Origin of the sequence: Saccharopolyspora sp. NPDC050389 (genome assembly GCF_040655595.1) — a bacterium.
Classification (GTDB): Bacteria; Actinomycetota; Actinomycetes; order Mycobacteriales; family Pseudonocardiaceae; genus Saccharopolyspora.
Genome location: NZ_JBFAKG010000064.1, coordinates 40,989 through 58,423, shown reverse-complemented (window position 1 = coordinate 58,423; position 17,435 = coordinate 40,989). Strand labels below are relative to the sequence as shown.

Genomic DNA, 17,435 nt, shown 5'->3' with positions numbered 1-17,435 from the left:
CTGGGGCTGTGTGTTTTTTGGCGTCCCTTCGCAACCATAATTACTCACGGCCCCGTGGCGTCAGTCGCGGTGCAGGAAGTCCTGGATCCGCTTGCGGAGGTCCGTTCGGTCGTAGGTGTTCACCAGCGCTCCCGCCATGCGCACCGGGTCGCCGAAGAAGAAGTGCTCGTAGAGGTTCTGGCGGCCTGCGAACGACGAGGCGCTGGCGTCGAAGGCCAGCTTGAACAGACGAACCCGCTCCGGGCCGTCGATAGCCTTGCCCTGCAAGTACTTCTGCACATCCTCCGCCGCCGCACCGAAGACGTCCTGCTCGCCCGGTAGCGCCATCAGGCCGCTGGCGGCGAACTTGCGGACGATCTCCGGGAACCGCTGGGATGCCTTCGGGTACCAGTTGCGGGCCGTGTTCAGCGGCGCCCACAGCGGCGTGTGCACGCCGAATTCGTTCGTCGTCGCCTGGGATTCCGCCGACTGCAGCAGGGCCTTGCCGATCTCCACCGCGTTGATCACCTCGGCGATGTCCTGCTGGATGTGCTGGAAGCCGTCGATGCCGATGGCGTCGGCCAGCTCGGAGAGCAGCCCCAGGAAGAACTCGCTCTTGGCCACCGTCCGCGTCACGACCTGGTGCGTCATGTGAGTGGTCGCGCCGGTCCGGGAGTAGAAACCGTTGCACAGCTCGGGATCGCGCAGCACGAACACCCGCTCGTAGGGCACGTGCACGTCGTCGAAGACCACGACGCAGTCGCTCTCCTCGAACCGGGACGCCAACGGCTCGTCGAAGGTGCTGCGGTTGCCGTGCAGCGGTTGGCGCGCCACGAAGCGCAGGCCCGGAGTGTCGGTGGGAATGGCGAAGGCGAACGAGTACGGCTCGTCCTCGGGAGTGCCGCGCAGCACGGTGGACGGGAACACCAGGAGCTCGTCGGAGATCGGGGCGATGGTGGCCAGCATTCGCGCGCCGCGCACGACGATGCCGTTGTCGTCCTCGCGCACCACGTGCGCCATCAGCGCGCCGCCGCCCTGCTGGCCGCCGCTCACGCTCCGGTTGACCTGCGGCGGGATCAGCGTGTGGGTGAGCAGCAGGTCCTCCTCGCGCACCTGCCGGTAGTAGCGCTCGATGTTCTCGCCGAAGGCCGGATCGGCCTGCCCGAACCAGGATTTCGCCTGGCCGAGCGCCATCAGCGAGCTGTTCAGGTAGTCGCCGGTGCGGCCGAGCATGCCGAAGGAGCAGTTCGCCCAGGTGCGGAAGGCCTCCCGCCGCCGGGCCAGGTCGGCGGCGTTCTCGGGCACCAGGAACGAGGTGCCCACCCGGTTCCCAGAGGTCGGCGACCGGTAGGTGAGCACGTCCTGGAACTCGGGGCTGACCTGCATGTCGAACAGTTCGGCGTAACTGCGGGCGACGCCGGCGAATGCGGGGTGCTCCGGGGTGCCTCCGGTGATGGTGTCGCCGTCGATCTGGACGTGGATGCGCCGCCGCGCGAGGTCGTCGAGGTACTGCCGTCCGGAACGAGCGCCCATGGTTCCTCCAGGTGTCGTGCGTTGCTGCCGATCTCGGCAGCGCCTGTTCTTGATCCCGGTTTGCGTTGTTTCTCTTGAAGCGGCGTAGCCGCTTAGCCCACGCATGCAGCTTGCACCGCCGCGGGCTCTCAGGCGTCGTCTGGCGAGGACAGTCCCAGCGCCGCGTATTGGTCATACACAAGTCGGGGATCCCGGAGTCCAGGCGGCGTCTGGGGTTCCGCTATCCGCACCGCTATGCAGAATTTGTTCGGCGACAGGTATTTCAGAGCAGGTGTTCCATGCCGAGGGAGGATTCGGTGATGGTGACGAAGCGGCCGCCTGCGAAGCCGAGCAGGTCACCGCCGCGGTAGTCGAATTCGACGACCTCGCCGATGTGCAACGTGTGGTCGCCCGCTTCGCAGGTGTGCCACGGGCGGCACTCGAAGTGCGCCAGCGCGCCCGCCAGTCGCGGGGCCGCGCCCGCGTCCAGCCAAACAGGTTCCAGTTGCGGGCGCCCGGCGAAGTGCATGGCGAGGGCCTGGTGTTCCGCGCCGAGCACGTTGATGGTGAACGGTCGGCCGGGCAGTTCGCCGTGCGCCTTGGCGTGACGCGCCACGCTCACCAGCACCAGCGGCGGCTCCATCGACACGGAGGTGAAGGAGTTGGCGGTGAAGCCGTGCCGCCCGGTCGCGCCGTCGAAGGTGACCACCGTGACGCCGGTGGCGAACCTTCCGAGGCAGGACCGGAACCGGCGGTGGCGGACATCGCCGGGAGGACGGGCTGTATCCGACCGGGGCATCTCGACCACCACCTCGTGCGCGACCGAGCTCCGCGCTTTGTGTGTTCTATAATCGAATTCAACGTTCCGTATTAGAACGCTAGTGATGTGTGAGCGGCGGCACAAGGGGTGGGCGGCTATGTTCGCCGACATGGTCGAACGGGCGAAGAACGACGGGGCGCGGTCCCAGACGCTGTCGCGTGGCATCCAGGTGCTGGAGCTGCTCGCCGCGGCGGAACGGCCGCGCAGCATCGACGAAATCGCCGCGGACCTCGGCGTCCACCGCTCGATCGTCTACCGGATCGTGCGCACCCTGGAGGATCACCGCCTGGTGGCGCGGGATTCCGCCGGGCGCTGCGCGCCGGGCGCGGGCCTGGCGGTGCTGGCGCACGGCGTGGCCCGCGACCTACAGAGCGTCGCGGTGCCCGAACTCGCTGCGGTGGCGGCGGATCTGGCGATGACGAGCTTCGTGGTGGTGCACGACCACGGCGAGTGCGTCACGCTCGCCAGCGTCGAGCCCCGGCGCGCGGCGGGCACCGTCGCCGAGCACCCGGGTACCCGGCATCCGCTGGAGCACGGCGCGCCGGGTGTCGCACTGCTCGCGCTGCTGGGCGCGGAAGGGCTGGGGGAGGACGTAGCGGCGCGCGTGGCGGAGGCGCGCCGGCAGGGGTATGCGACGAGCCGCGACGAGGTGATCTCGGGCCTTTCCTCGGTGGCCGTGCCGATCCCGTCGCGCGGGCCGACCTGCGCCGCCGTGGCCGTGGTCTACGTGTCGAGCGATCGGGAGCCCGCGGAGCTGGCGGAGCGGCTACAGGTCGCCGCGAACGCGATCGGCGCCCAGGTCGGCTGACGGCAGCGTCTTCGGCAGGCCGGGGCGGCGCAGCGCTCCGCAAAGGGCGGATGAGATCAGCGAAAGTGTTGCTGCGGCGAGCAAAGCGGCCGGGAATCCCCACTGTGCGACGGCGATGGCGGCCAGGCCGATGCCGACCACGCCGCTGATCGCCTTCGCGCTGTAGATCAGCCCGTGCACTTCGGCGCTGCGCTGCTCGCCGAAGTACTCGCGGGCCAGCGCGGCGAACAGCGGGTAGAACGCGCCGCCGCCGATCCCGGCCGCCGCGGCGCCGGCGATCATCAGCGCGGTCGACTCCTGCGAAACGGCCGCCAGCAGCAGGATTTGGCCGATGGCCTGGATCGTCACCACCCAGCGCAGCGTGCGGCGGCAGCCGATCCGATCGGCGACCGGGATCGCCAGCGCCCGCCCGGCGCCGTTGGTCGCGACGAATGCGGCGGCGGCCGGAGCGGGTGCCAGAGCCGCGGCGAACAGCACCAGGAATGCCGCGTTGAACAACGAAACCGTTGCGGCGCAGAACACGCACGCTGCCATCACCGGGAGCGCCGGCGTGCGCAGCGCCTCGAACGCCGAGTACTGCCGCACCGCGGGCGGGCGGGTGCGAGCCAGGGCCCATTCGCGGGGATCGACGTGCGCGGGCCACCAGTGCCGCGGCGGGTCGGCCAGCGGCAGGCCGCAGCCGAGCACCGCGACGAACAGCACGAGCGCGAAAACGTCCAGCGCCGCGGTCACGTTCCACGGCCCGGTGAGCAGGGCGAGGACGAATGGTGCCGATCCGTATGCGAATGCTCCGGTGACGAACCCGACCCGGGAGGCGGCGCGCTCGGGGAACCACTTGGCGGCCGTCGAAGTGCACGCGGCGTAGACCAGCCCGGCGCCCGTGCCGCCGAGCACGGAGTACCCGGCGAGCAGGCCGGGGAAGGCGTGCGCGTGCGCCAGGCTGAGCACGCCGAGTGAGCAGAGGAATGCACCGGCGATCATCGCCGTGCGCGGGCCGGCGCGGTCGCGTTGCCGCAGGTGCGCCACCGGAAATCCGGCCGCCGCTTGGAAAACCGCCCATCCGGCCAGCGCCCAGAACAGGCTGCCGGTGTCGTGGCCGCCGGCGACCAGCGCGGGAACCGCCGCGCCGTAGGCGTACTGCATGGTGCCGACGACGAGCATCGGCACCCAGCACAGCCACAGCACCGCCGCGCGGGAATGCCCGATGAGCTCGCGCGGCTGCTCGCCCACCCGGTACCGGCGGCCGTGGTGGTCGCGGACCTCGCGGTTCGGCGTGTGCAGGCCGATCATCGCCCACCTCCCGCTCACGTCGGCACCAGCCCGAGGCGGTGCGCGCCCGAGTAGACGTTCATGCTGGTGCCGCGCAGGAATCCGACCAGCGTAAGGCCGGATTCCGCGGCCAGGTCCACGGCCAGCGACGAGGGCGCGGAAACGGCGGCCAGCACGGGAATTCCGGCCATCACGGCCTTCTGGACCAGCTCGAAGGACGCCCGGCCGCTGACCATGAGCACCGTCCCGGACAGCGGCAACCGGTCCTCGCGCAGAGCCCAGCCGACGACCTTGTCGACCGCGTTGTGCCGCCCGACGTCCTCGCGCAGGCACAGCAGTTCGCCGCCCAGGTCGAACAGGCCGCTGGCGTGCAGGCCGCCGGTCCGGTCGAAAACCCGTTGTGCGGCGCGCAATCGACCGGGGAGCTCGATCAGCACGGCCGGGTCCAGCGGTGCGGGTTCGTCGCGGACCGGCCAGGTCGCGATGGTGCGCACTGCGTCGAGGCTCGCCTTTCCGCAGACGCCGCAGGAGGAAGTCGTGTAGAAGTTGCGCTGCAACGAGGTGTCCGGCGGAGCGGTGCCGGGCGCGAGCGCCACGTCGAGCACGTTGTAGGTGTTCGCGCCGCCGTCGGTCGCACCCGCGCAGTAGCGGATGCTCAGCAGGTCGCCGGTGCGGCGCACCGCGCCTTCGCCGACCAGGAAACCGGCGGCGAGGTCGAAGTCGTCGCCGGGCGTGCGCATGGTGATCGTCAGCGGTTGCCCGCCGAGGCGGATCTCCAGTGGTTCCTCGGTGACGAGCGTGTCCGGGCGAGCCCGGCGCGCGCCGTCGCGGAGGCTGATGACACGTCGTCTGCTGGTCACGCGGCCCACCGGGCATCACCCATCCAGGTGCTACTGATCACAAGAGCTTCACTATTCGGACAAATGACTGGATACTGTATGCAAGAAAGGAGGTGCATCTGAATGCGGAAACTTCGTTCCGTGCTGCGGCATTTCGCCAACCTACCGCGCGGTTACGCGGCGGACGGGCGCATGCTGGGGCTGGCCACGTCCGCCGCGATCGAATCCAGCCGCGCGGACCGTCAGCGGTCCGGCGGCGCGCGGCCCGAGTCGGCAGCCCGGGAGCGCTGAGCCGCGGGCGCCGTCATCTCGGGGCACCGCGTGGCAGCAGTCGCTCGTGCACCCACACGAACCCGATCGCGAACCCGACGCTGATCAACGCCTGGTAAGCCAGGAAGGCCAGCGGCTGCGGCGGCCAATCGAACCGCTCGTCCAGGACCAGGCGGGTGCCCACGTCCTGGACGAGCCGCGCGATCGGGAACGCGATCACCCAGTAAAGCGCCACCGGCGCGAAAGCGCCGCCGCGCAACACGCCGTGCTCCCGCATGACGCTGTAGCCCGCCCCGAGCGTGGCCAGCGGTAACGCCAGCATCAGGCCGGTGACCGCGGCCCATCCCGGCGGCGCGCCGCCGGCCAGCACGAGCACTCCGGCGAACAACCCGGCGACCGCCCCGATCACCAGGCCCGGTGCGGATGTCCGACTGCTGAATGGCATGTCAGCTCACGACCACTCCGTACTCGATGAGGCTGTAGAACAGCATTCCGAGGTAGAACACCGCGCCGAAGCCGATGATCACGTTGCTCCACCACCGCGGGCGGATCGGGCGCGGCAGCATCCTGTTGTTCACCAGCAGCAGCACGACGCAGTAGGCGCCCATCGCGAAGGTGGACAGGAACGCGAGGACGTCCAGGATCGCGCCGGGCCCGTCCGCCGGGCCGAACAGCAGGATCAGGATGCCGAAGGCGATGACGCCCCACAGGAACGCCGCGTACAGGTGCGACATCCGGAACCGCCGGGCGCCCGGCACGAAGTGGTAGGTCATGTCGGCCTGACCACGGGAGAACGAGTCGAACAGGCCTAGCGTGGCGTTCAGCCCGATCAGCGCGATGAACCCGAGGAACACCGAGCCCAGCACCGGGCCGCCCGCCGCCGAGAACGCGTCGGCCATCGCGCTCAGCGCCGCCTCCCGCTCACCGGACTCGATCAGCCCGCGCACGCCGGGATTCTCCCGCGCCGCCGACTGCGCCAGCACGGTGAACGAGACCGTCACCAGCATCGTGATGCCCCAGAACAGCAGCAGCGCGTCGAAGGTGACCCAGCGCCGCCAGCCCCTCCACTTGCGCATCTCGTCGGGATCGGAGGTGTCGAACATGAACCCGCGCGAGGGCATCGCCTCTTCCTCGCCGGCGTGCCGCAGGCCGCGGATGCGCGGGATGTGCGCGCCCATCCCGGCGCCCTTGTCGCGCAGGTGCAGCGTGTACCACATCTGCTGCATGCCGGACGGCCCGGCGAAGGCGATCGAGCCGACCACGACCGGGAACCACGACGGCGACATCGCCTCCGCCGGGAAGTACCCGAAGTGGAACATCCCGGTGATGGTGGTGGCCAGGTCCGAGAGGTTGCCGACCATCGCGGCCACCACCGCGGTGCCCACCACCAGCAGCCCGATCAGCACCGACAGCACGTTCTCCAGCAGGTTGTAGATCACCTTGGCCAGCGTGAACACCACGCCGACCAGCAGTAGGCCGATGCACGCCGACACCACCCACGGCACGCCGGTGATCTCCTCCAGCGCCGCCGCGCCCGCCGACAGGTGGCCGGGCCAGATGTAGACCGCGATCGCGGTGACGAAGAAGAACCACATCACGGGCTTGGCCACCCGCGCCGCGCCGGAGAAGATGCTCTCGCCGGTGGCCATCGCGTAGCGGGCCATCTCCAGCATCACCACGGCCTGCAGCGTTACCCCGATGAGGAACAGCCAGCGGATCTCGGGGCCGAAGACCAGCACCAGCCGGGGCCACATGTACGACTCGCCCATGCCGACCCCGAGCGCGACCAGGAACACCGTGGGGCCGAGCAGGTGGATCGACGGTGGCGATTCGGGCAGCTTGCGGATCGGCATCGGCTCCAGCCCGCCGGCCCGCCACACCTCGCCCTGTCCTATTACAGGTTCTGGATCTCTCCCGGGCGCTCTCTCAGCGTCCACATCGGACCTCCTTGCCCTGGTTGGACTGTTCTGAGCCGGGCTCGGCCTGTGGTGCGCGGCGTTCTCGCGCGAAAACGGCGGCTGCCACGCGTGCCGTGCGACGGTTTCGCGCGAAAACGCCGGCCGGTGCCGGACCGGCACACCTCTGTGCTCTCAGTGCGTCAGCCGAGGAGGCCGGCGGCTCGGGCCCACTGGTACTTGGCTCCCAACACCGCGACGGGCTTCTCGGTCGTGTAGGGGTAGGCGACGATGCCGTGGTCGAAGAGGTAGTCGGCGGCCTTCTCGACCTCGGTGTCACCGGCCAGCGACACCACGATCGGCTTGTCGACGCCGTCGGCGCGGGCCTCCTCGGCCACCCGCGCGGCCAGCTCCGCGAAGACCATCGGCGGGGTGACGATGGTGTGCCAGTAGCCGAGGATCAGCGCGTGGATGCGCGGATCCCGCAGCCCCAGCCGGATGGTGGCCTCGTAGGTGCTGGGCGGCTCGCCGCCGGTGATGTCGATCGGGTTGCCCGCCGCCCCGAACGGCGGGATGTAGCGCCGGAACTCCTCGTCGAGGTCCGGCGGGATGTCCATCAGCCGCAGCCCGTTGGCCACGCAGGCGTCCGACAGCAGCACGCCGGAGCCGCCCGCGCCGGTGATGATGACGACGTTCTCGCCGCGCGGCGTGGGCAGCACCGGGATGCCGCGCGCGTACTCCAGCATCTCGTTAAGCCCGGGCGCCCGGACCACGCCGGACTGCCGCAGGATGTCGTCGTAGACCTTGTCGTTGCCCGCCAGCGCGCCGGTGTGCGAGCTGGCGGCCCGGGCGCCGAGATCGGTGCGCCCGGCCTTGAGCACCACGACCGGCTTCTTCTTGGTGACCCGCTGGGCGGCCTCGACGAAGGCCCGGCCGTCCTTGAGGTCTTCCAGGTGCATCGCCACGCAGTGCGTGTTGTCGTCCTGCTCGAAGAACGTCAGCAGGTCGTCTTCGTCCACATCAGACTTGTTGCCGAGTCCGACGATCGCCGACACGCCCATCTTCGTGGTGCGGCTGAAGCCCAGGATGGCCATGCCGATGCCGCCGCTCTGCGAGGTCAGCGCCACGCCGCCGCGCACGTCGTAGGGCGTGCAGAACGTCGCGCAGAGATTCTGCGGAGTGTAGTAGTAGCCGTAGATGTTCGGCCCGAGCAAGCGGATTCCGTGCTTGCGCGCGACCGCCACGACGTCCGCCTGCAGCTCGTGGTTGCCGGTCTCGGCGAAGCCGGACGGGATCAGCACGGCGGCGGCGACCTGCTGCTGGCCGCATTCCTCCAGCGCGGCGGCCACGAACTTGGCGGGCACGGTGAACACCGCGACGTCGACCTGCCCGGGCACGTCGGTGATGCTGCGGTAGGCCTTGCGGCCGAGGATCTCGTCGGCCTTCGGGTTGATCGGGTGGATCTCACCCGCGTAGCCGCCGTTGATCAGGTTCTTCATCACCGAGTTGCCGATCTTGCCGTCGTCGTTGGACGCGCCGATCACGGCCACGCTGCACGGGTTCATCAACCGCTGCATCGCGTGCAGGATCTCCTCCTGCGAATGCCGCACGGGCGGGGCTGTCTCCCCGGTTTCCAGCACGATCCGCACGTCGGCGGCGGTGGCCCCGGCGGCGGTGGCGAACACCGGGTTGAGGTCGAGCTCGCTGATCTCCGGGAAGTCGTGCACCAGATCCGAAACCCGGCGCAACACATCGGCAAGGGCGTCGGCATCCACCGGCTCGCTGCCGCGCGCGCCGCGCAGCACATCGGCGGCGGCGATGTCGTCGAGCATCGAGCGCGCCTGCTTCGGCGACAGGGGAGCGAGCCGGAACGTGACGTCCTTTAGAACCTCGACGAGCACCCCGCCGAGGCCGAACGCGACGACCTTGCCGAAGGTCGGATCGGTGGTGGCGCCGACGATCACCTCGTGGCCGCCGACCATCTGCTGCACCTGCACCCCGGCGATGGCGGGATTCTCGGCGAAGGCGTGCGCGTTGGCGAGGATCTGCGCGTAACCGGCGCGGACCGCGTCTTCGCCGCTCACGTCGACGAGCACGCAGCCCGCATCGGTCTTGTGCAGGATGTCCGGCGAGACGATCTTCAACGCCACCGGGCCGCCGAACTCCCGCGCCAGCGACACCGCCTCGTCGGCGCTGGTCGCGAGGCCCTCCCCGGCGGTGGGGATGCCGTAGGCGTCGCAGAGCACCTTCGCCTCCGGCGCGGTCAGCGCCGCCCGGTCGCCGGCCCGGACCGCGTCGAGCACCTCCCGCACGCGGGCACCGTCGTAAGCCATGCTCAGATCACCCCGTTCGCCTTCAGCTCGGCCAGTTCGGTTTCGTCGATGCCGAGTCGTTCCCGGAAGATCTCGGCGGTGTGCTCGCCGAGCAGCGGGGAGCGGTCGACCCGCACCGGGGAGTCGGAGAGCTTGATCGGGCAGCCGACGGTCTTGAACGCGCCGCGCTCCGGGTGGTCGACGGTGACGATCATGTCGTTGGCGGCCAGCGACGCGTCGTCGATGATCTCCTGGGTGGACAGGATCGGCCCGCACGGGATGTTGTGCTCGTTCAGCGCGGCCAGCACGGACCACTTGTCCAGGCCCAGCGTCCACTCCTCGATCATGCTGAACATCTTGTCCAGTTTGGACAGCCGTGTCTCCGGGGTGGCCCAGTCCGGATCCTCGACCAGCTCGGGCCGCCCGATCAGCCGCGCGATCGGCGCCCAGCCCTGCGGCTGCACGATGACGTAGATGTAGTCGTTCGGGCCGCCGGGCTTGCAGCGCACCGCCCAGCCGGGCTGGCCGCCGCCGGATGCGTTGCCCGAGCGCGGCACCTCGGTGCCGAAGGCGGCGTTCGGGTACTCCCGCAGCGGGCCGTGCGCGAGCCGCTGCTGGTCGCGCAGTTTGACCCGGCACAGGTTGAGCACGGCGTGCTGCATCGCCACCGAAACCCGTTGTCCCTGGCCGGTGTTCGCCCGCTGCAGCAGCGCGGCGAGGATGCCGGCGACGGTGTGGATGCCGGTGCCGGAGTCGCCGATCTGCGCGCCGGTGGCCAGCGGCGGCCCGTCCTCGAAGCCGGTGGTGCTCATCGACCCGCCCATCGCCTGGGCGACGACCTCGTAGGCCTTGAAATGCGTGTACGGGCCGTCGCCGAAGCCCTTGATGGAGGCGTAGACCAGCCGCGGGTTGATCTCGCGCAGCCGCTCCCAGGTGAAGCCCATCCGGTCCACCGTGCCGGGCCCGAAGTTCTCCACCAGCACATCGGAATCGGCGACGAGGTTCGTGAAGATCTCCTTGCCGCGCTCGGACTTCATGTTCAGCGTGATGCTGCGCTTGTTGCAGTTGAGCATGGTGAAGTACAGGCTGTCGGCGTCGTCGACGTCGCGCAGCTGGCGGCGGGTGATGTCGCCGGTCGGCGCCTCCAGCTTCACGACGTCGGCGCCGAGCCAGGCCAGGATTTGCGTCGCGGACGGTCCGGATTGGACATGCGTCATGTCCAGCACCCGGACACCTTCGAGTGCAGTCATCTCGAACACCTCTTTTTCCTTGAAGCGGCGAAGCCGCTTGGCCCACCTTCGCAACCGGCACCGCCGCGGGTTCTCAGGCGTCTTCTCGCGTACTGGGCATGCACAAGCCGGGGATCCCGGACCGCGAAGGCGTCTGAGGTTCCGCCACCGGCACCGCTAAGAAAGATGAGTCTGGAAACCGTGTTTCTCACTTGTACATCGTCTGGTTCATGGTTCCGGGCGCGTAGACGTCCGGGTCGACCCAGACGTTGATCAGCGAGGGCAGGCCCGATTCGCGAGCGCGGCGCAGTGCCGGGCCGATCTCGTCCGGGTCGCGGACCTCTTCGCCATAGCCGCCGAGCATCTGGGCGAACTTGCTGTACTCGACGTCGCCGAGGGTGTTGCCGATCCGGCCGCGGTCCGCGCCGTACTTGGCGATCTGGCCGTAGCGGATCTGGTTCATCGACGAGTTGTTGCCGACGACGCCCACGAACGGCAGGCCGAAGCGCACCATCGTCTCGAAGTCCCAGCCGGTGAGGCTGAACGCGCCGTCGCCGAACAGGCACACCACTTCCTTCTCGGGGCGGGCGTGCTTGGCGGCCATCGCGAACGGCACGCCGACGCCGAGGGTGCCCAGCGGGCCGGGATCCATCCAGTGCCCGGGCGCCTTGGGCTGGATGACCTGGCCGGAGAAGGTGACGATGTCGCCGCCGTCGCCGATGTAGATCGAATCCTCGGTGAGGAACTCGTTGATCTCGTGCACCAGCCGGTACGGGTCGATGGGGGAGGCCGCGGAGTGCTGGCGCGGCAGCCGCTTCTCGTAGGCCGCGGTTTCGACCTCGCGCAACTCCTGCACCCACCTCTTGCGGCCGCTCGCGCCGTTGTCCAGCCGGCCGGAGGTGGCCTGGGCGAGCGCGGTGAGCACCGCGTCGGCGTCGCCGACGATGCCCAGGTCGATGTCGCGGTTGCGGCCGACGGTGCGGTAGTCCAGGTCGATCTGCACCACGGTGGCATCCGGCGAGAGCCGGCGGCCGTAGCCCATCCGGAAGTCGAACGGGGTGCCCAGGATGATGATCAGGTCGGCGTTGTTGAACGCGTAGCGGCGGGCGAGCTGGAAGTGCAGCGGGTCCGCGGGCGGCAGCGTGCCGCGTCCGGCGCCGTTGCAGAACGCGGGCAGGTTCAGCTCGCGCACCAGCTCCACCGCGGATTCCGTGGCGCGGCAGGTCCAGGTCTGGCTGCCCAGCAGGATGCAGGGCTTCTCCGCCTTGACCAGCAGGTCGGCCAGCTTCTCGACGGCGTCGGGATCGCCGGCGGAGCGGGTGGTGGCGCGGTATCCGCCCGCGCCGGGGATGCGCGCCTTCTCCACCGGAACCTTGGCGTCGAGGATGTCGCGCGGGATCTCCAGGAACGACGGGCCGGGCGAGCCGTGGAAGCATTCCCGGAACGCCATCGACACCATGTCGGCGACGCGTTCGGTGTGCGGCACGGTGGCGGCGAACTTGGTGATCGGGTTCATCATGTCGACGTGCGGCAGGTCCTGCAGCGAGCCCATCTTGTGCTGCGACAGCGCGCCCTGCCCGCCGATGAGCAGCATCGGGCTCTCGGCCCGGAACGCGTTGGCCACGCCGGTGACCGCGTCGGTGGTGCCCGGCCCGGCGGTGACCACGGCGCAGCCCGGGCGCCCGGTGATCCGCGCGTAGCCGTCGGCGGCGTGCGCGGCGACCTGCTCGTGCCGGACGTCGATCACGTCGATGCCTTCGTCGACGCAGCCGTCGTAGATGTCGATGATGTGCCCGCCGCAGAGCGTGAAGATGGTGTCCACGCCCTCGGCCTTGAGCGCCTTGGCGACGAGGTGACCGCCGGAGATCAGCTCGGTTTCGCCTGCTTGGTCGGTTGTCGTCTGGGCCATCTGCGCTCTCCTCCAAGCCGGTGCCTACGGTCGGCTCCATACTGCATACCGTATGAGATGCCTTTCAGGCTTACCGCAGAACCAGGTGGGTGTCCATAGCCGGATCCGGGCTCCTCGCGCGGACCTTGATCGTCCACAATGGAATTTTGCAGAGCGATTTTCGCTGGTCAGACGTCTAGGATGTGGCTCATCGGGTGGATTGCCAAGTGGGGCGAGGCTGACGCAATCTTGCCGCGAGAGTCACATACTGTATACACTCCATGCCGGCGGTCGCCTTGCACGGCATTTGCCATCGAACGGCGGATGGTCGGCGCCGAACGGACCGGCGAGCATGAGACCCCACGCTGCGAAGCCCGAAACGGGCGCCGTTCGCACCGGCAGCGGCTCTCCCGCTCGGCGTCGTGCGGATCCCGCCCGTGGCCGACGCGCCGGGCGATCCGCTCGGCCAGCGCTGGAATGCGTTGGTGCAAAAGAGAATCCGCGCGATCTTCGATATCGAGGAGGCGGCAGGAATGGGTTACACGAGGCTGACCGAGCCCCTGGTGCGAGACGGCGGCGACCTGCGGCCCGCGTCGTGGGAGGAAGCGCTCGACCGAGCCGCCGGAGGAATCGCGCGCACCGTCGAGGAGCGCGGGCCGGACGCCTTCGGCGTCTTCTCCTGCGCCCGTGCCACCAACGAGATGAACTACGTGGCGCAGAAGTTCGCGCGCGCCGTGATCGGCACCAACAACGTCGACTCCTGCAACCGGACCTGCCACGCGCCGAGCGTGGCGGGCCTGGCGCAGGTCTTCGGCAGCGGCGGCGGCACGTCGTCCTACCAGGAGATCGAGGACGCCGACCTGATCGTGCTGTGGGGCTCCAACGCCCGCGAGGCGCACCCGATCTTCTTCCACCACGTGCTCAAGGCGGTCAACCGCGGCGCCAAGCTGTACGTGGTGGATCCGCGGCACACCAGCACCGCGAAGTGGGCGCACCGCTGGTTGCAGCTCAACGTCGGCACCGACATCGCGCTGGCGCACGCGATCGGCCGGGAGATCATCGCGTCCGGGCTGACCAACCGCTCCTTCATCGACCGCGCCACCGGCGGTTTCGACGCCTACGCCGCCGAAGTGCAGCAGTGGACGCCGGAAGTCGCGGCGCTGGAAACCGGCGTGCCTGCCGAGCTCATCGAGGAACTCGCCCACGCCTACGCGCGCGCCGACCGCGCCCAGCTGTGCTGGACGCTGGGCATCACCGAACACCACAACGGCACCGACAACGTGCTGTCGCTGATCAACCTGTCCCTGCTGACCGGGCACGTCGGCCGCTACGGCAGCGGCCTGAACCCGTTGCGCGGCCAGAACAACGTGCAGGGCGGCGGCGACATGGGCGCGATCCCCAACCGGCTGCCCGGCTTCCAGGACATCCTCTCGCCCGAGGTCCGCGAGCGGTTCGACGCGGCCTGGGGATCGAGCATCCCGCCCCGCTACGGCTGGCACCTGACGCAGATGTTCGAGGCGATGGATCGCGGCGACCTCACCGCGGTGTACGCGATCGGGGAGAACCCGGTGCAGTCCGAGGCCGACTCCGGCCGCACCCTCAAGCGGATGCGGAACCTGGAACACCTGGTGGTGCAGGACATCTTCCTCACCAAGACCGCGCAGCAGGCGCACATCGTGCTGCCCGCCTCGGCGGCCTGGTGCGAGACGGACGGCACGTTCACCAACAGCGAGCGGCGGGTGCAGCGGGTGCGCAAGGCGCTGGATCCGCCCGGCGGGGCGCGCAACGACATCGACATCATCTGCGAGATCGCGCGGCGCCTCGGCCACGACTGGCACTACGACACCGCCGAGCAGGTGTGGGAGGAGGTGCGGGCGCTCTCGCCGATGCACCACGGCATGTCCTACCCGCGGCTGGCGGAGCTCGGCGGAATTCAGTGGCCGTGCTTCGCCGAGGATTCGCTGGAGCCGACCTACCTGCACGCCAGGCTGTGGGCGGACGACCCGGCCGAGCGCGGCGAGCCGGCGGTGTTCGCGCCGGTGCCGCACAGTCCGCCGGTCGACGAGCTCAGCGAGGAGTACCCGCTGCGGCTGACCACCGGCCGCCGGCTGGACTCCTACAACACCGGGGTGCAGTCGGCGGGCTTCAACTCGCCGATGCGGCGCGGCGAAACCCTCGACCTGTGCCCGGCGGACGCCGAGGCGCTGGGCGTGGCGGAGGGGGAGCGGGTGCAGATCTCCTCGCGCCGCGGCTCGATCGTCGCGCCGGTGCGGCTGGACGCCGGGCTGCGGCCGGGCCTGGCGTTCATGACCTTCCACTTCCCGGACGAGGTGGACGTCAACCTGATCACCATCGAGGCCACCGACCCGGTGGCGGGCACCGCCGAGTACAAAGCCGCGGCGATCCGCGTCGACAAGCTGCCCGCGGAAGCCACCGTCCAGCCCGCATCTGTTTCCGTAGTCGCGAGGAGGAGTCGCGGTTTTCTCGACCGCATTTGATCAAACCTGGAGAGATCGAGTAGGGTGTCAGGTGTCGGAATGTTCCCGGTAACGGCCCGTTTCAGATTCAGGGATCACACGTATCGGTCTAGGCTGGTGCGTCACCGTTCGTGCGGGGTTCCCTGGAGAAGGAGCGGAATCGTAGCCATCGCCGCAAGTTGCGGAAGGATGGCCGATCGGCTGAGACTGCCCAGCCTGGACTCCAGCCGTGCTTTTGGTACGGCGGAGAGCGAAATGTCCTACTCGAACAGCTATGCACAACGAGTAGGAAGCAGGCGCTGTGGATCTGAAGTTGCTCAATTCCGCACCGACAGATGCCGAGCGTGCGGCGGTGGATGCGCTGCTCGGCCCGCCGGGAGGTAACGGGCACGGCCTGCGGACGGGGCGGGACCAGCTGTTACCCGCTCTGCACGCGGTCAACGACCGGGTGGGCTGGATCAGCCAGGGCGCGCTGAACCACATCTGCGAACGGCTGGCCATCCCGCCGGCCGATGCCTACGGAGTGGCCAGCTTCTACGCGCTGTTCGCGCTGGGCCCGCGCCCGCCGCGGGTGGTGCACGTTTGCGACGACCTGGCGTGCAAGGCGGGCGGATCGGCGCAGGTGTGCGCGGCGTTGGAGGCTTCGCTGGGCCCGGCGGGCAAGGACCACGACGGCGTGATGTGGCTGCGCAGCCCGTGCCTTGGCGTATGCGAGCGGGCCCCGGCGGCGCTGGCCTTCCAGGCCGGTGACCCGGCGCGCGTTCAGCTGGTAGCTCCGGCCAGTGGCGAGTCCACTGTGGATCTGGCGGAAGGCGGTCCGGTCAGCGATGATCGCGAACCGCCGGTGCGGGATTCGGTGCCGCAGGCCGGAGACCCGAAGCTGCGCCTGCTGCGCCGGATCGGCGTCGTCGACCCGGAAAGCCTTGATGACTACCGGGCGCACGGCGGCTACGAGGCGCTCCGGCGGGCCCTGGACGTCGGCGCGGCCGAGGTGATCCGGCAGCTCAGCGAGGCGCGGTTGACCGGGCGAGGCGGTGCGGCGTTCCCGACCGGCCGCAAGTGGGAGGCCACCGCGGGCCAGCCGGCGCGGCCGCACTACCTGGTGTGCAACGCCGACGAGAGCGAGCCGGGCACCTTCAAGGACCGGGTGGTCATGGAGGGCGACCCGTTCGCGGTGATCGAGGCGATGACCATCGCCGGCTTCGCGACCGGCTGCGCCCGCGGCTACCTCTACATCCGCGGCGAGTACCCGCGCGCCACCCGCCGCCTGCGGAACGCGATCGCCCAGGCCCGCGAGCGCGGCCTGCTCGGCCGCGGCATCCTCGGCCGGGAGGGCTTCGACTTCGACATCGAGCTGCGCCGCGGCGCGGGCGCCTACATCTGCGGCGAGGAGACCGCGATCTTCAACTCGATCGAGGGCTACCGCGGCGAACCGCGCAGCAAGCCGCCGTTCCCGGTGGAGCGCGGCCTGTTCGGCAAGCCGACCGTGGTCAACAACGTCGAGACGCTGATCAACGTGCCGCTGATCCTGACCGCCGGCGGTGCGGAGTACGCGCGCACCGGCACTGAGCAGTCGACCGGAACGCGGCTGTTCTGCCTGTCCGGCAGCGTGCGGCGGCCGGGCGTCTACGAGGTCGCGTTCGGCACGACCCTGCGGGAGTTGCTGGAGCTGGCCGGCGGGGTGCCGGACGCGCGGCGGTTGCGCGCGGTGCTGCTCGGCGGCGCGGCGGGCGGGTTCATCGGGCCCGACCGGCTGGACCTGCCGCTGAGCCTGGAAGCCGTGCGGGCGGCCGGCACCACGCTGGGTTCCGGGGTGGTGCTGGTCTTCGACGACACCGCCGACCTGCCCGCGTTGTTGCTGCGCATCGCCGCGTTCTTCCGCGACGAGTCGTGCGGGCAGTGCGTGCCGTGCCGGGTCGGGACGGTGCGGCAGGAGGAGGCGTTGCAGCGGCTCGTGCGAGATCGCGGCAACGGTGCGGCCGACCTCGCGCTGCTGCGCGAAGTCGGCCAGGTGATGCGTGATTCGTCCATCTGCGGGCTCGGGCAGACGGCCTGGAACGCGGTGGAGTCGGCAATAGAGCAACTCGGCGCGTTCGCAGCTGGAGGATCGCATGAGTGACGATTTCACCGCCGCCCG

The 17,435-nt window shown here is 69.8% G+C and carries 13 protein-coding genes; 4 read left to right on the top strand and 9 right to left on the bottom strand.

Annotated features, from left to right (window positions below):
• Positions 1-60: 60 nt before the first annotated feature.
• Together hpaB and AB0I53_RS33285 are read right to left on the bottom strand one after the other, a co-directional pair.
• Entirely contained in the window at positions 61-1,512 is a 1,452-nt protein-coding gene (gene hpaB / locus AB0I53_RS33290; RefSeq protein ID WP_358612014.1) for a 4-hydroxyphenylacetate 3-monooxygenase, oxygenase component, read from the bottom strand.
• A gap of 262 nt (positions 1,513-1,774) precedes the next feature.
• The gene (locus tag AB0I53_RS33285; protein WP_358612011.1) at positions 1,775-2,290 is read right to left on the bottom strand and encodes a flavin reductase family protein; all 516 of its coding nucleotides are present in this window, start codon (positions 2,288-2,290) and stop codon (positions 1,775-1,777) included.
• A 130-nt stretch (positions 2,291-2,420) separates the two neighbouring features.
• On the opposite strand from AB0I53_RS33285, the gene AB0I53_RS33280 reads away from it, so the two are divergent.
• Positions 2,421-3,119 (top strand): helix-turn-helix domain-containing protein, encoded by a 699-nt coding sequence (locus AB0I53_RS33280; RefSeq protein ID WP_358612008.1) that lies wholly within the window; start codon positions 2,421-2,423, stop codon positions 3,117-3,119.
• Here the strand turns inward: AB0I53_RS33280 and AB0I53_RS33275 are convergent.
• Both AB0I53_RS33275 and fdhD read right to left on the bottom strand, forming a co-directional pair.
• Positions 3,078-4,427, bottom strand: coding sequence for an MFS transporter (locus AB0I53_RS33275; RefSeq protein WP_358612005.1), 1,350 nt, complete (start codon positions 4,425-4,427; stop codon positions 3,078-3,080). The genes AB0I53_RS33280 and AB0I53_RS33275 overlap by 42 nt on opposite strands.
• Positions 4,424-5,257, bottom strand: coding sequence for a formate dehydrogenase accessory sulfurtransferase FdhD (gene fdhD, locus AB0I53_RS33270; RefSeq protein ID WP_358612002.1), 834 nt, complete (start codon positions 5,255-5,257; stop codon positions 4,424-4,426). Before fdhD ends, AB0I53_RS33275 begins: the two co-directional genes overlap by 4 nt.
• A 93-nt stretch (positions 5,258-5,350) precedes the next feature.
• Here fdhD and AB0I53_RS33265 point away from each other — a divergent pair, with 93 nt between their 5' ends.
• On the top strand, positions 5,351-5,518 hold the full coding sequence (locus AB0I53_RS33265) for a hypothetical protein (protein ID WP_358611999.1): 168 nt from the start codon (positions 5,351-5,353) through the stop codon (positions 5,516-5,518).
• Between the two features lie 13 nt (positions 5,519-5,531).
• On the opposite strand, the gene AB0I53_RS33260 is transcribed toward AB0I53_RS33265, so the two are convergent.
• The 5 genes from AB0I53_RS33260 to AB0I53_RS33240 all read right to left on the bottom strand — a co-directional run bounded on the left by AB0I53_RS33260 (position 5,532) and on the right by AB0I53_RS33240 (position 12,842).
• Positions 5,532-5,942 carry a hypothetical protein gene (locus AB0I53_RS33260; protein ID WP_358611996.1) on the bottom strand — a complete coding sequence of 137 codons (411 nt, stop codon included), beginning with the start codon at positions 5,940-5,942 and terminating at the stop codon, positions 5,532-5,534.
• Between the two features lies 1 nt (position 5,943).
• The gene (locus AB0I53_RS33255; protein ID WP_358611993.1) at positions 5,944-7,350 is read right to left on the bottom strand and encodes an Nramp family divalent metal transporter; all 1,407 of its coding nucleotides are present in this window, start codon (positions 7,348-7,350) and stop codon (positions 5,944-5,946) included.
• 245 nt (positions 7,351-7,595) lie between these two features.
• Positions 7,596-9,725, bottom strand: a complete 2,130-nt coding sequence (locus AB0I53_RS33250) for an acetate--CoA ligase family protein (RefSeq protein ID WP_358611990.1) — start codon at positions 9,723-9,725, stop codon at positions 7,596-7,598.
• A gap of 2 nt (positions 9,726-9,727) precedes the next feature.
• A complete protein-coding gene (gene frc / locus AB0I53_RS33245) occupies positions 9,728-10,954 on the bottom strand; it encodes a formyl-CoA transferase (RefSeq protein WP_358611987.1) in 1,227 nt (408 codons plus the stop codon).
• Between the two features lie 187 nt (positions 10,955-11,141).
• Positions 11,142-12,842 (bottom strand): thiamine pyrophosphate-binding protein, encoded by a 1,701-nt coding sequence (locus AB0I53_RS33240; RefSeq protein WP_358611984.1) that lies wholly within the window; start codon positions 12,840-12,842, stop codon positions 11,142-11,144.
• A gap of 512 nt (positions 12,843-13,354) precedes the next feature.
• Between AB0I53_RS33240 and AB0I53_RS33235 the strand changes: the two genes are divergently transcribed.
• Both AB0I53_RS33235 and AB0I53_RS33230 read left to right on the top strand, forming a co-directional pair.
• On the top strand, positions 13,355-15,319 hold the full coding sequence (locus AB0I53_RS33235) for a molybdopterin-dependent oxidoreductase (protein WP_358611981.1): 1,965 nt from the start codon (positions 13,355-13,357) through the stop codon (positions 15,317-15,319).
• Between the two features lie 280 nt (positions 15,320-15,599).
• Positions 15,600-17,417 carry an NAD(P)H-dependent oxidoreductase subunit E gene (locus tag AB0I53_RS33230; protein WP_358611978.1) on the top strand — a complete coding sequence of 606 codons (1,818 nt, stop codon included), beginning with the start codon at positions 15,600-15,602 and terminating at the stop codon, positions 17,415-17,417.
• Positions 17,418-17,435: the final 18 nt, after the last annotated feature.